General features: G+C 45.8%; 13 protein-coding genes and 1 tRNA gene. 9 read left to right on the plus strand and 5 right to left on the minus strand.

Annotation, left to right across the window (positions count from 1 at the left end; genetic code table 11):
- The first annotated feature begins 248 nt into the window (after positions 1 to 248).
- Positions 249 to 2,096: an RNA polymerase sigma factor RpoD gene (rpoD, locus tag BMX44_RS10620; RefSeq protein ID WP_245738907.1), complete on the plus strand. Its 1,848-nt coding sequence runs from the start codon at positions 249 to 251 to the stop codon at positions 2,094 to 2,096.
- A 13-nt stretch (positions 2,097 to 2,109) separates the two neighbouring features.
- Positions 2,110 to 2,186: transfer RNA gene (locus BMX44_RS10625), tRNA-Ile, on the plus strand.
- Between the two features lie 13 nt (positions 2,187 to 2,199).
- Here BMX44_RS10625 and BMX44_RS10630 read toward each other — a convergent pair.
- The 5 genes from BMX44_RS10630 to BMX44_RS10650 are packed head-to-tail and all read right to left on the minus strand — an operon-like array spanning position 2,200 to position 4,948.
- Complete coding sequence (locus BMX44_RS10630) at positions 2,200 to 3,204, minus strand: tyrosine-type recombinase/integrase (protein ID WP_143056920.1); 1,005 nt, start codon at positions 3,202 to 3,204, stop codon at positions 2,200 to 2,202.
- Entirely contained in the window at positions 3,114 to 3,443 is a 330-nt protein-coding gene (locus tag BMX44_RS17255) for a helix-turn-helix domain-containing protein (RefSeq protein WP_090632750.1), read from the minus strand. The genes BMX44_RS10630 and BMX44_RS17255 overlap by 91 nt, the downstream gene beginning before the upstream one ends.
- Before the next feature lie 25 nt (positions 3,444 to 3,468).
- Positions 3,469 to 3,897 (minus strand): conjugal transfer protein TraM, encoded by a 429-nt coding sequence (locus tag BMX44_RS10640; protein WP_090632752.1) that lies wholly within the window; start codon positions 3,895 to 3,897, stop codon positions 3,469 to 3,471.
- A complete protein-coding gene (locus BMX44_RS10645) occupies positions 3,894 to 4,625 on the minus strand; it encodes a nucleotide-binding protein (RefSeq protein WP_090632754.1) in 732 nt (243 codons plus the stop codon). The genes BMX44_RS10640 and BMX44_RS10645 overlap by 4 nt, the downstream gene beginning before the upstream one ends.
- Positions 4,625 to 4,948: a TraK family protein gene (locus tag BMX44_RS10650; protein ID WP_143056919.1), complete on the minus strand. Its 324-nt coding sequence runs from the start codon at positions 4,946 to 4,948 to the stop codon at positions 4,625 to 4,627. The genes BMX44_RS10645 and BMX44_RS10650 overlap by 1 nt, the downstream gene beginning before the upstream one ends.
- 405 nt (positions 4,949 to 5,353) lie before the next feature.
- Here BMX44_RS10650 and traJ point away from each other — a divergent pair, with 405 nt between their 5' ends.
- The 7 genes from traJ to BMX44_RS10685 are packed head-to-tail and all read left to right on the plus strand — an operon-like array spanning position 5,354 to position 13,706.
- Positions 5,354 to 5,767, plus strand: a complete 414-nt coding sequence (gene traJ, locus BMX44_RS10655; RefSeq protein WP_090632757.1) for a conjugal transfer transcriptional regulator TraJ — start codon at positions 5,354 to 5,356, stop codon at positions 5,765 to 5,767.
- A gap of 40 nt (positions 5,768 to 5,807) precedes the next feature.
- The gene (gene traI / locus BMX44_RS10660) at positions 5,808 to 7,433 is read left to right on the plus strand and encodes a TraI/MobA(P) family conjugative relaxase (protein WP_090632761.1); all 1,626 of its coding nucleotides are present in this window, start codon (positions 5,808 to 5,810) and stop codon (positions 7,431 to 7,433) included.
- Positions 7,433 to 9,319, plus strand: a complete 1,887-nt coding sequence (locus BMX44_RS10665; RefSeq protein WP_090632764.1) for a type IV secretory system conjugative DNA transfer family protein — start codon at positions 7,433 to 7,435, stop codon at positions 9,317 to 9,319. The genes traI and BMX44_RS10665 overlap by 1 nt, the downstream gene beginning before the upstream one ends.
- 2 nt (positions 9,320 to 9,321) lie before the next feature.
- Entirely contained in the window at positions 9,322 to 9,870 is a 549-nt protein-coding gene (gene traF, locus BMX44_RS10670) for a conjugative transfer signal peptidase TraF (RefSeq protein ID WP_090632767.1), read from the plus strand.
- A gap of 5 nt (positions 9,871 to 9,875) precedes the next feature.
- Positions 9,876 to 10,163, plus strand: a complete 288-nt coding sequence (locus tag BMX44_RS17260; RefSeq protein ID WP_090632769.1) for a hypothetical protein — start codon at positions 9,876 to 9,878, stop codon at positions 10,161 to 10,163.
- Between the two features lies 1 nt (position 10,164).
- Entirely contained in the window at positions 10,165 to 13,167 is a 3,003-nt protein-coding gene (locus tag BMX44_RS10680) for a zincin-like metallopeptidase domain-containing protein (RefSeq protein ID WP_090632771.1), read from the plus strand.
- A gap of 20 nt (positions 13,168 to 13,187) precedes the next feature.
- A complete protein-coding gene (locus BMX44_RS10685; RefSeq protein WP_177167731.1) occupies positions 13,188 to 13,706 on the plus strand; it encodes a hypothetical protein in 519 nt (172 codons plus the stop codon).
- Positions 13,707 to 13,798: the final 92 nt, after the last annotated feature.

Below are 13,798 nucleotides of genomic sequence, written 5' to 3' on the forward strand. Positions count from 1 at the left end.
AGGATTCTACAGAGAAAGCTCAATCATCAGCAGCGAAAAAGGCGAGAAAAAAAGCCAGAAATTCAGTAGAAAATATAGAATCCAAAACCGTTACACAAGACATAATGTCCAAGACCCTGAAAAAAACAAAAACAAGAGTCAGTAAAAAATCTAAAGCTGCCGCAATAACAGAGCAGCTCAACAGTCTTGAATCTGCAGCTGTGTCACCTGAAAATAATTTGCAGGCACAAGATATAGAAGCGCGGCGCATGCGCTTGAAAAGACTGATTGTGCTCGGTAAAGAACGCGGGTATCTGACATATGCAGAAATTAATGATCATTTGCCCGATGATATGCTGGATGCCGAACAGATAGAAGGCATTATCAGCATGATTAACGATATGGGCATTTCTGTCCATGATGAAGCACCTGACGCTGAAACATTGTTAATGTCAGATGCGGCAACTACTGTAGCTGATGAAGACGTTGCAGAAGAAGCGGAAGCTGCGTTGTCTTCTGTAGATTCAGAATTTGGACGGACAACCGATCCGGTGCGCATGTATATGCGGGAAATGGGTTCGGTCGGCTTGCTGACCCGAGAAAGCGAAATTGAGATCGCCAAACGAATCGAAGGCGGGTTGCGACACATGATTCAAGCCATCTCCGCTTGTCCACCAATCATTGCGGAGATTATCAAACTCGCATCAGAAGTGGAAAATGACAGGTTGCGCGTTGATGAAGTGGTTGATGGGCTGGTTGATGCCGATGATTCTGAGATTGTTAACGAGGAAATGGTGGGCGAGTCATTGGGCTCCGATCTGGATTCCGGCGACATCGATGATGACGATTCAGATGATGAATCCGAGGATGGCAGCACAATCGACAGTGCTGATTTGATGAAACTAAGAGCCGGCGCTTTAGAACATTTTGGGAAAGTTCGTGAACTTTACACGGATATGCAAACAGTTCTCAAAGAAGAAGGCCCTACAAGCCGCAAGTACCAGGATTTGCAGGAAAAAATTTCCAATGAGTTGATGTGCATCCGTTTTTCAGCAAAATTAGTTGAGAAACTTTGTGATACACAGCGCAGCTTGGTGCGTGATGTGCGCAGCTACGAACGTAAGATTATGGAACTTTGTGTATCCAGGTCGAAAATGCCACGTAGTCATTTCATTAAAACATTTCCTGGTAATGAAACAAACTTTGACTGGATTGACAAGGAAATCAGCGCCGCCAAACCATATAGCCAGGCTTTGGAGCACTACAAGCCGGAAATTATTGAACAGCAGCAAAAATTGTTGTCGCTTAAAGAAACGATAGGGATTTCAATTAAAGACCTCAGAGAAATCAACAGGAAAATGTCAACCGGGGAAGCCAAGGCGCGTCGTGCTAAACGGGAGATGACAGAAGCTAATCTGCGCCTGGTCATTTCTATCGCCAAGAAATACACCAACCGTGGTTTGCAATTTCTCGATTTGATTCAGGAAGGCAATATAGGCCTGATGAAGGCGGTCGATAAATTTGAATATCGCCGCGGTTACAAATTTTCTACCTATGCAACCTGGTGGATACGACAGGCGATTACACGCTCCATTGCGGACCAGGCACGCACTATTCGGATTCCGGTTCATATGATAGAAACCATCAACAAAATGAATCGCATTTCTCGACAAATTCTGCAAGAAACCGGGCAAGAGCCCGAGCCCGCAGTACTTGCTGAAAAAATGGAAATGCCGGAAGAAAAAATCCGCAAGATACTGAAAATTTCAAAGGAGCCCATTTCCATGGAAACGCCAATTGGGGATGACGAAGATTCCCATCTGGGTGACTTTATCGAAGATGCGGCTACAATGGCCCCGTCCGATGCAGCAGTTTATGCTAGCCTGAGAGGGGTAACTAAGGATATACTTGATTCCTTAACACCGCGCGAGGCCAAAGTGTTACGAATGCGTTTCGGTATTGAAATGAACACAGATCATACGCTCGAAGAAGTAGGTAAACAATTTGATGTAACGCGTGAACGGATACGTCAAATTGAAGCCAAAGCTTTGCGCAAATTGCGTCATCCCGCGCGTTCTGAGAGATTACGTAGTTTCTTGGATACAAGTAGCGGATAAAATAATGTGATTCGGGTCTGTAGCTCAGTTGGTTAGAGCAGGGGACTCATAATCCCTTGGTCGTTGGTTCGAGTCCAACCAGACCCACCATAAAATCAAGAGGTTAGAGATTTTCTCTGGCCTCTTTTTTCTTGGGGTGTGCCAGATTTGTGCCAATAAAGACATTAGAGACGAGTTCGGCATGTTCCAAAAGCTGAGGTTTTGACAGGTGAGCATACCGTCTGACCATTTCTTCTGACTCCCAACCGCCGAGTTCCTGTAATACATTCACTGGTGCACCCTGCTGGGCTAACCAACTTGCCCAGGTATGGCGAAGGTCATGCCAGCGGAAATTTTCTATTCCGGCTCTTTTTAAAGCATTTCTCCATGCACTGGTATTTGCCCAAGAAATTGAGCGCCCTTTGTAGGTAAATACTCTGCTTGGATGTTTTCCAATCTGGCGGTATAAAACAGCCAGAGCTATTGAATTTAGCGGGACGTGAATAGCCCTTCTTGCCTTTGCTTGATCAGGATGTATCCATGCTGCTTTACGCTCAAGGTCAACTTGGCTCCATTCTAAATTCAAAACATTGGATTGCCTTAACCCGGTTGTCAGAGCAAAAATCACCATATCCTGCTGATGAGTAGGTAGTTCGTTGAGAAGCACCCTGACCTGCTCTGGTGTAAGCCAGCGCACCCGACGTTTAGGTTCCGGAAATAATCTGATTTTAGGAACCTTATCGATCCATTCCCAGTCGTAGCATGCCTTGCGAAGAATTGCACGTATCAATGCCAAATGCCGATTCGCCGTTGAAGGGCTAGTTTCTTTAGCTTTAGTATATGCAATATGATCTATCAGCATGCGATCAATCTCATTCAATAGTTTGTTGCGTAAAAATTGCTGTAACCACCGCAATTTTTCTTTGTCGCGTTCATGCGTAGCTTTGTGTTGAGTTTCCAACAAAAACTTGCACGCCGCTTCATCCCATGTGCGCTTTTGCTTATTGCCCAGTCTTTGAACCAGCCAAAACTCTGCCTTCAGCTTGTCGTGGAATTCCTGCGCCTGGGCTTTGTCTTCTGTTGCAGCAGAGCATCTAATGCGCTCGCCGCTTGGTGCGGTGAATCGAATCCACCACGTTTTACCGCGTTTAAAGAGTGACATAATTTTTTCTCCTCATGTCCCACTTGCAACGCTTGCCGGGTACAAGCATATAACGAGCGGATATGATCGGCAAGGTCATCTTCAATAAATGCCCAGCGCTTTCCTAATTTGGCGCCGGGAATAATTCCGGCTTTGGCGCGGCGGCGCACTTCTTCAGGATGTAGTTTTAGAAACTGAGCCGCTTCTGTCAGATTTAAGGTTTTCATAGGTTATTCAACCTTTTAATAAAAGCTATAACAGCATGAATACAAAAATTACCACTGAAACTAGAACCAGAACGGCAGCCAGCAAATTCATGATGGCTGCCTGTCTAGAAATTCTGGCCAGTCCACGAATATCTTGATTAATTGCGAATCTGATTTTTTCGCTGATCAATTGCATATGCTGATCTGTGACTGGGTCATGGTTTCTACCAGAATTATTTTGATGCGCATTAATCAGTGCATTCGTTTTTTTACTGGCAACTGTATGCCATTGATTAAAGCTTTCCTGCAGAATCGCTTCATATTTGCTCAGCAGTTCAGCATGCGCTTTTTCATTTTGTTCCAGTAAGACTTCATTGAGCGTATGCATCATCAGTACCGGATCATCTTTTGTCAGAACAATACCGTGTTCTGACGCGATTCGTTTGATCAATGCATCCAGCCTGTCGTTGTTCATGACAAAACCGCAGCCACGTTCTCGAGATTGGTGAACAGTTGTCTTCTAATGATGGTTAACCGCTGGCGAACCATAACCGGTAGCGTGCTGTTTTTAAGCGCTTCGTCAAACGTGAATTTCGATTGCAGGATTTCACTCAAATCCTTGCCGAAGGTTTCCGGTTTATAGTGCGGGATTCTGATAATCGCTGATACTCTGTTTTTGTTGTCGATATATGCCTTCATCTCCTCAAATTGTTTGCCGTTCATGGTGATCTCGCCCCAGTAAGGGTTGAGCCAGACAACAAACCATGCTTCCTTTGGAAACTGTTTCACGAGATGCACAAAACCGTTAAGCGTATCAAGCAAAGCCTGGCTGCCGGTAATCACGGTATGAACAACCAGTTCATGCCCCATATCCAGCAGTAATGCCGGAATCTGGTTACTGATCAGATAATGCGACATCGGCACGAAGGTGCTCGCACCGTTATCGATAATGACATCGGTTTCTGTATTGGCTATAAGTTCGATCAAATCGTCAAACTTCCTGGGATCAATTTCATCGTTATTCATCACATTAATCTGCTTAACATTGAGTTTTTTGAAACCATAAAACGTGGCATTGACCGGATCAGTATCGATGCACAAAGGATTTTTACCTTTGGCGATCCTATGCTGTGCCAATGTCGATGAAATGAACGATTTACCAACGCCCCCTTTGCCTTGCAGAATCATATGTATCTTGGCCATTAGATAAGCTCCTCTTTTTCAGTTACAGAATTAAAACGAAATCCATCCTGATCAGTGGTTGCTGATTTTCCTGGTACATTGCGCAGCCTTTGTTTACTGTCATCAGCGATATGGCGATTAACCAACGTTCTGAACCACTGGTACGAACATTTAATCTTTCCCTCGTCATGCAACGTGATCCATACTTGATGCACCGTCCAGCCGTCCTGTAATGCCTGTTCGATATCCGATTTCAATGCGATAAAAACCGGCAAAAACTGTTTACCAGTGTTTTTGTGCTTGTCTGTAAATAGCGCGATACGTTCTGATAAGGTTTTGGTCATCACAATATTCCCCATATCAAATTATTCTTTGGCGGAAATGTTTTTTTTGAGTTTTTCTATTTTTTTCTAAAAAAATTTCCCACTCCATTTTCAAGTTTCTTTTACTTGCCTTGAAGTTGCTTTTAGTTTCATTTAGTTTCTATCCGTTTCTTTTGCTTTTCTTTGCTTTCTTTTTGTTTCAAAAGTACTTTCTTTTACTTGAAAGAAGCTTCTTGAAAGCATTTTTAAAGTGGTTGAAATTATAATATAACGAAAATAAACTGTGTGCAAACTTATAATATAGTGGTAGTATATTTTAAAAAACTAACACAACAGGGCAAGATATGTGGAGATGGCCATCTCCACGCAAACTTTATTCGCAAATTCTTTGCTCAACGTTGATCTTGCTCTACGAGGTAAGCGGAAATGACAGTTTTGGAGCGCCAAAGAAGTGGTGATAAACAGAAGACTGTAGATGCTAATAAAGGAACAAAGTACGCAAAACGTACAAAACGGGACAAGCGCCTTAGAGTTCCTGTATTGCCGGAGGAAGAAGCGATGATCAAAGCAAAAGCAACCGAAGCGGGTTTAACGATTGCCGAGTATCTGCGTAATCTGGGCCTGGGTTATACCGTGCCCAGCGTTATCGATAACCGGCAGGTGGATGCGCTGCTTAAAATTAACGCCGACTTGGGGCGGCTTGGTGGATTGATCAAGTTGTGGCTCACCAATGACCGGCGTACGAAATACATCGGCAAATCACAATTACATATGACACTGGACGCAATCCGGGAGACACAAAGCGCGATGCTCAACGAAATCATCAAGCTCAGGAAATGATATTCGGAATAATCAAACTTACTTAAGCCGCTTAAAACCCATGATCGCTAAAATCATTCCCATCAAGTCGATACGCAAAAGCAACTTCTCTGCTTTGGTAAAGTATTTAACAGACCCGCGAGGCAAAACCGAGCGTATTGGGCAAGTATCAGTTAAAAACTGCTACACCGATGAACTGATATCTGTACTATTGGAAATTCAGAATACGCAGGAAATGAACAAGCGTGCCAAATCCGATAAAACCTGTCATCTGGTACTGAGTTTTCCTGAAGGTGAACGATTATCCAATGATCAACTGAATGAAATAGAAGAACGGTTTTGTGAAGCATTGGGATTTCATGAGCATCAGCGTATCAGCGTCGTGCATGACGACACTGATAACCTGCATATCCATATTGCGATCAACAAGATTCATCCAAGGAAACTGACGATTCACAATCCCTATTACGATTACAAGAAAGTTGCGACACTTTGCGAACAGATCGAACAGGAATACGGATTGACCCAAGTCAATCATGAAACCAGAATTGATAAAACAGAGCGAATCATACAAGACATCGAAGCCAAAGCTGGTGTCGAGAGCTTATTGGGCTGGATAAAGCGCGAATGCCTTGATGACATCAAGCGTGTTAATGCATGGCAGGATTTGCATCTGGTGCTGCAAAACCATGGTCTGGAAATCAGGGAACGTGGCAACGGCCTGGTGTTTGTTTCCAACAATGGTGTTGCTGTTAAAGCGAGTTCCGTAGACCGGTCATTATCGAAACCGAATCTGATCAAACGACTGGGTGCTTTTGAATCAGCTTTAGATACACCACAAAACAATACTCAAAGTGCCAAAACACCAAGATCAAAAGCCAAGCACTATCAACCTAAGCCGCTGCAAAACAATGTTGATACTTCCGGACTGCATGAACGTTACCAGCAGCAACAAGCTAATGCAGCTTTATTACGCAAAGAACAGTGGCTCAAATTACGGGAGCAGCGCGACCTGTTGATTGAGCGGGCCAAACAGGAAGCAAGATCAAAGCGTCGCATCATTAAACATGTGCAGACCGGGCCGCTTGGCAAGAAAGCCTTGTATGCAACCATCAGCCTGCAATTCAAAACAACATTGGATGAAGTTAAGCGCGAATACCATGAAGCCTATGCACAATTAAAAGCCGATTCCCGCAGAATGGCATGGCTCGACTGGCTGACTGTTGAGGCCAGAAACGGCAATACCGAAGCGCTGGCGGTATTGCGCGCCAGAAGTAAAAGAGGCGACAGAAGTGGCGCAGTTATGGGTGATCATCTTGCGGGCATTGAATATGATAACAATCAGTCCAGAACAGATAAAATTGAGTCCATAACCAAAGATGGCACGGTGTTTTACAAAACCGGTACTTCGGCTGTGCGTGATGATGGCAAACGGTTGTTTGTCACTAAGCATAATGTAGATGATTCTTTGGCTGATGTACTGCAGTTTGCTATCGACAAGTACGGCAATCACTTGTCGGTGAACGGTTCGGATGATTTTAGAAAGTCTGTTGTGCAGGCTGCTGTTCAAAACCGCATCCATGTCACTTTCGATGATCCGGAACTTGAACTGCACCGCAGGCAATTATCGAGACAAATTGTATTTCAAAAACGATCCAAAACTTCAATGTGCCGAAGGAGTCTGTGATGAACAAATACAATCCCGGTTTCCAGGAAAACAGAAACGCAAAGAAAGATGCTTTGATCATACGCTTGCTCGCCATTGTTTTTTTGATTGGCGGGTTCCAGGTAGCCACACAATATTTTGCGCACCGGTTCAATTATCAGGACCAGCTCGGGGCACATTTTAATCAACTCTATGTACCCTGGTCGATTCTTGTGTGGAGTAATCAGTGGTATGACCAATACCCTGCCATCTTCGACCTAGCCGCCGGTTACGGCATTCTGTTTTCCAGTGTCGGATTGATTCTGGTGTTGATCGTCAAGATGATGCTTGCCAATTCTTCTCGAGCGAACCGGAATCTGTACGGTTCAGCGCGATGGGCGGACAAAAAGGATATCGAAGCAGCCGGTTTGTTGTCTTCCAGAAAGAACAAAGGCGGTGAAGGGGTTTATGTCGGCGCCTGGCGTGATAAGTCCGGCAAAACACATTATCTCAAACACAGTGGCCCGGAACATGTACTGTGTTTTGCACCGACGCGTTCCGGTAAAGGTGTGAGCCTAGTGATTCCGACTTTGTTGTCATGGACACAAAGTACCGTCATTACCGACCTTAAAGGCGAACTCTGGGCGCTGACTGCAGGATGGCGCAAGCACTATGCAAACAATAACGTGTTACGGTTCGATCCGGCATCCACAACAAGCTGTCACTGGAACCCGCTTGATGAAATCATTATCGGCAGCGGCACTGAAGTCGCCGATGTACAAAACCTGGCAAATCTGATCGTCGATCCAGACGGTAAGGGATTGGAGACCCACTGGCAGAAGACTGCACATGCGCTTTTGGTCGGATTGATTTTGCATGTGCTGCATAAATCGGAATGTGACGGCACTTCTCCAACGTTACCGGCAGTTGAAGCGTTACTGTCCGATCCTGATCGTGATATCCGTGAACTCTGGATGGAAATGATCATGCCGGAAAATGGCAATGCGCATCCGGTTATTGCAGCCAGTGCCAAGGACATGCTGGATCGACCCGAGGAAGAAGCAGGCAGTGTGTTATCGACTGCGAAATCGTATCTGGCTTTGTATCGCGATCCGGTTGTGACAAATAATATCAGCGATTCGGATTTTTGTATCCGCGATTTAATGCACCAGAATAATTCTGTCAGCCTTTACATTGTTTCACACCCGAACGACAAATCACGCTTGCGGCCATTAATCCGTATTCTGATTAATATGATCGTCAGGAAATTGGCCGGTCAGATGGCATTTCAAAATGGCGAACCGGTAACACACTTCAAACACCGGTTGCTGCTCATGCTCGATGAGTTTCCAAGTTTGGGTAAACTGGAAATCTTCCAGGAATCTTTGGCGTTTATTGCCGGTTACGGTATCAAGGCGTATCTGATCTGTCAGGACATAAATCAACTTAAAAGTCGGGAATCCGGTTACGGCCATGATGAAGCGATTACATCGAACTGTCATATCCAGACCGCATTTGCACCCAATCGGATTGAAACCGCAGAACATTTATCCAAACTCACCGGCCAAACCACGGTAATCAAGGAGCAGATCACCACGAGTGGTCGACGGTCATCAATGATGCACGGCCATGTCACACGCACACTGCAGGAAACACAGCGTGCTTTATTGACACCGGATGAAAGCATGCGCTTGCCGGGTGCAACCAAAGATGCCAGCGGCAGAATTACAAAACCGGGCGATATGATTATCTATGTTGCTGGATGCCCTGCGATTTACGGTGTACAGCCGTTGTACTTCCAGGATGAAGTATTTGCCGCACGCGCAAAAGTTGACCCACCGTTATCGAGCGACCGGCTGACCGGCTCTTTTGATGGTGCCGGTGCTGATTCTGGCACTGGCACAGGTGTTGGCACTTCTGGATTGTGATCATGAACAAGCCGTTCAAAATCCTGGCAATTAGCGTGCTGATTCTCAGTATCGTTCTGTTTGTGCTGAGCATTATCTTGCGGATTGGCGGATTTTATATCAACACCACACCGAGCTTGCCGGTTGGTTTGTACCGGATTGTCGATGAACCGGTTTTAAAAGGTGCATACGTTGCATTCTGTCCACCGCAACGCGATGTGTTTGACTGGGCTGTAGTCAGAGGCTATTTCAATCCGGGAGATTGTCCCGGCGGTTATGGTCAACTACTCAAACGCGTGCATGCTGTTGCCGGTGATACGATTTTGATTGATGAAACCGGTATTACGGTTAATGGCCAATGGCTGCCGAACAGCGTACCGCTATCCACCGATGTCTATGGGGCCGCATTGCCGCAATACCGGCTTAATGCGGTACTCGGTGAATCTGAATACCTGCTGTTATCCGATCTGAATCCCCACTCATTTGATGCACGCTACTTTGGCGTCATCGACCATGCACAGATTGTGCATGTGGTGCGTCCCGTTTTTACCTTCAATCTTCAAGAGGAGTGATTGCCATGAATAATCCTGCAGATGATGACAAGAAATTTGATACACCTGATATTCCGTCAACTTTGGATATCGCGGCTATTGCAGATATCGCTGATAGTAATCTGAATGATCGGGAAATGCGCCGTCAGGTGGTAGCGCAAAAGCTGATTGATACACATACACCGGGATTCCAGGCTGAGTTCGATCCTGATGAAGCGGAGCTGCTCGGCGCATTCAAAGAAGACGCATTGAGTGAAAACGATGCGTTAGACAGCAGTATCGATCAACCGCATTCCGTTGATGGAGGGCAATAACATGGACAAATCCAGAAAAGCCTACCATGAACAGGTTGCCGAGAGTCTGATCGCGCAATTGAAACAAGGCACAGCCCCATGGCAAAAACCCTGGCAATCGGGCGACCCGTTGTTATCGTTTCCGCATAACCCAACTACTCAAAAACGCTACCGGGGCATCAATGCCTTGTATCTGATGAGCCAGGATTATGCCGATCCACGCTGGCTAACCTATAAACAGGCTGTCGGTTTGGGAGCCCAGGTACGCAAAGGTGAAAAGAGCACCTGGATTCAATATTGGAAGTTTACCGATGAACGTATCAAAAAAGACGATAACCGCAAAACGATACTTAACAGTGAAGGCAAGCCAGTCAAGGAAACCGTCAAGCTTGAACGGCCACGCGTGTTTTATGCCTCCGTATTCAATGCCGAGCAGATAGACAACCTACCCGAACTGATCATCGATCCACCTAACTGGAACCCGATTGAGCGTGCGGAACTGATATTGCAAGCGCCCAGTGCCGCAATTGAACACGGTGAATATGACCGGGCTTTTTACCTGCCAGCAACCGACCGGATACACCTGCCGCACAAACACCAGTTTGAAACACCGGATCGCTACTATGCCACAGCATTACACGAACTCGGCCACTGGACGGGTCATGAATCGCGTTTGAACCGTGATCTCGCACATCCTTTTGGTAGTGAAGGCTATGCGCGCGAAGAATTGCGTGCCGAGATTGCGAGTATGTTACTCGGGCATGAATTGGGTATCGGTCACGATCCCGGTCAGCATGTCGCGTACGTCGCATCATGGATCAAGGCACTCGAAGAAGATCCCACAGAAATATTCCGTGCTGCAGCCGATGCAGAAAAAATCCAGGTCTATGTAATGGCATTTGCCAGACAACAGGAATTGGTTGAACAGGAGGCTATTAAAATGGATGAGATCAGACAAAATATCGCAACATATACCGCTAATCTCGCACCCGATCTTGCAACAGTAGCACAGCACAACAACCGGCAACTGCAAAAACTGATTGAGCACTTGCCAACACAACAACAGAATGCCCTGTATCTGGTTGCCGACGCACTCAAATTCTGCAGGAACTTGAGCATCGACAATCTCGAGTTTGAAGAAACGTCACAGGACAAACTGGGTTTGTCCATCCCTGCCGACTGGAACGGACGTGTGCAGATTCAGGGCAACGTAATTGAAACAAATGAGAATGATGACGGTAAAAACAATGTTGTACCGGCAAAAGAATTAGGCATTGAACCTGAATTCTTCGGGCTTTACGCACAGCGCAATGATCAGACCTGGGCCTGGGTGGCGGATTTCGACGTGCAACAACAGGCTGTCGATACAGCTGAGAAACTCGTGCTGATCAATGCCATGTCCGAGCGCAACGAATATGAAAAAGCCGTAAAACTTGCCCGCATTGATGAATTGCGGATTCGTAACAATCCACGCAGCACTGAAGAAGAAATTGACGTAGCTAAAGCACAGCGCAAACACGCTGAAGCACTGGCCATGCAAAACGATGCAGACTTTAACAAAAGGAGGCAGACTATGGAAACCGATCAAACCAATACCGTTCAACAAAATACGGACGAGTCGATTCAAAAAGATCGAAACCAACATACTGTTAAAGAAAGTGAACATACATCACATGCATCACGCCAATACCTGGCTGTGCCGTATAGCGAAAAAGATCAGGCCAAAGCTGCCGGTGCACGCTGGGATAAGGTAGCCAAAGCGTGGTATGTGGGTGAAAACGCAGATATCCGTGCATTGCAGCGCTGGCTTCCGGAAAATGTTACCGTACAACAAAATCCCGCCATCGATGCACAAACTGAATTTGCTACTGTGCTTCGTGACAACGGTTGTATTGTGGACGGCAATCATCCTGTCATGGATGGACTGTCACACCGTATCAAGGTAGAAGGAGATCGACCCGGTGAAAAATCCGGTTTTTATGTGGTGCATATGGACGGTCACCCAGCCGGATATTTTAATAATCATCGCACCAAAGTCGAGATACGCTGGAAGGCAAAAGGTTATTCATTGACCGAAGCGCAAAAGGCGGCTTTTGCTGCACAGGTTGCGATCAAGCAACAGGAACGCAAAGCCGGGCAACAGACACAGTACGTCAAAGTAGCAGAAGCCGTCAAAGAATTATTAGCCATTGCACCGCCTGCAAATGCTGATCATCCTTATTTGCAGGATAAAAACGCAAGGCCGAACGGATTAAAAGTCGTGCCACACAATACGGATGGTCTACCACAAGATTCCATCGTCAAAATCTGTCAGGACAGGCAGGAAGTCAGAACGGTGCGTGATGAACATCCTGACAGTCTTGTATTTGTTGTCGGTGATCTGCTGCTGCCGATTTATGATACACAAGGAAAACTCTGGAGTGCGCAGACGATACAGCCGAATGGCACTAAACTCTTTGTTGCAGGCAGTCAGAAGGAAGGTCACTTCCATGTGGTGAGTGGCAACAGCGAAGAACTGACGGGACTTGCTCAACTTGACAAAACCAAAGCCATCATCATTGCTGAAGGCTATTCCACTGCCGATACCGTATCACAGGCCATGAATTGTCCGGTTGTGGCGGCATTCGATTCGGGTAATCTTATACCGGTAGCACAACAACTGCATGACAAGTATCCCAACAAACCCATTGTGATTGCCGGTGATGACGATCAGCATTTAATCGCACTCAACGGTAAAAACACCGGGAGGGAAAAAGCGCAAGAAGCAGCACAACAAGTCAATGGTATTGCGGTGTTTCCGGTGTTTGCGCTCAATGAACAAACATCGCAAAAATTGAGTGATTTTAACGACCTGGCCAATAAAAGCGCATTGGGGCTGCAAGCCGTCAAGCGACAGGTGGGTGCAGCAATCGAGGAAGCAATTCAGCAAAATACAATTCAAAAACACCAATCCCAGCTTCAACAGGCCAAAACCCAAGACCAACCACAAACCAAAACAAAAGCAAAAAAACGGGCATTGGTTTAACACCGACAGGAGGATTAATCATGCGTGCCAATCAACAAGCTATTCCTGTAAATTCATCCAGACCCAATACAGGTGATCTCTATGACAATATTGAAACTCGTCCCGATACCAGCGAAGCGCAAAAAGAAACCGGTAGAAACGCTTACATCGAACTGCTCGAAGCTCAAGCTCGATGGGCAGGTGGCGCGATACTGGGTTGTAATTTCCCAAAGGACTTCAAGGAACAAGGTGGAACCACACTCCTGAACCGGCGAATCAAATCTGCGCATGAGTTGGCAGTAATGGCGCAGATTCTTCGCGATCCGCGTTTTGAAACACTGCGTATATTTTATACACGCAGAAATCGTATCATCCACCACACAGCCATTAGCTCACGATTACCATCATCGGTTTATCTGGACAAGATTAATGGCACTGAACATCATCTGGGCAATTGGGTGAACAATACCCGATTTAAAGTACAAGCCGATGGCTACTGGTGTCAATCGGCATTGAAAATTTTCCAGTTATCGGCGTCGAAAAGTTTCCACCTTGTTTAGTTGGTTAATCGGTCTTTATGCATTGTTTTCGATGCTTGAAACGGTAAGAATCATTGCCAGTTTCAAGAATGTCGCAATGATGTGTAATTCTG

This window comes from Nitrosomonas marina, from assembly GCF_900110145.1.
Taxonomy (GTDB): Bacteria; Pseudomonadota; Gammaproteobacteria; order Burkholderiales; family Nitrosomonadaceae; genus Nitrosomonas; species Nitrosomonas marina.

Coding starts and splice junctions, on each gene's coding strand:
- rpoD (WP_245738907.1), top strand. CDS start 249: ATGCGCTTGAAAAGACTGATTGTGCTCGGTAAAGAACGCGGGTATCTG.
- BMX44_RS17255 (WP_090632750.1), bottom strand. CDS start 3,443: ATGAAAACCTTAAATCTGACAGAAGCGGCTCAGTTTCTAAAACTACAT.
- BMX44_RS10640 (WP_090632752.1), bottom strand. CDS start 3,897: ATGAACAACGACAGGCTGGATGCATTGATCAAACGAATCGCGTCAGAA.
- BMX44_RS10645 (WP_090632754.1), bottom strand. CDS start 4,625: ATGGCCAAGATACATATGATTCTGCAAGGCAAAGGGGGCGTTGGTAAA.
- BMX44_RS10650 (WP_143056919.1), bottom strand. CDS start 4,948: ATGACCAAAACCTTATCAGAACGTATCGCGCTATTTACAGACAAGCAC.
- traJ (WP_090632757.1), top strand. CDS start 5,354: ATGACAGTTTTGGAGCGCCAAAGAAGTGGTGATAAACAGAAGACTGTA.
- traI (WP_090632761.1), top strand. CDS start 5,808: ATGATCGCTAAAATCATTCCCATCAAGTCGATACGCAAAAGCAACTTC.
- BMX44_RS10665 (WP_090632764.1), top strand. CDS start 7,433: ATGAACAAATACAATCCCGGTTTCCAGGAAAACAGAAACGCAAAGAAA.
- traF (WP_090632767.1), top strand. CDS start 9,322: ATGAACAAGCCGTTCAAAATCCTGGCAATTAGCGTGCTGATTCTCAGT.
- BMX44_RS17260 (WP_090632769.1), top strand. CDS start 9,876: ATGAATAATCCTGCAGATGATGACAAGAAATTTGATACACCTGATATT.
- BMX44_RS10680 (WP_090632771.1), top strand. CDS start 10,165: ATGGACAAATCCAGAAAAGCCTACCATGAACAGGTTGCCGAGAGTCTG.
- BMX44_RS10685 (WP_177167731.1), top strand. CDS start 13,188: ATGCGTGCCAATCAACAAGCTATTCCTGTAAATTCATCCAGACCCAAT.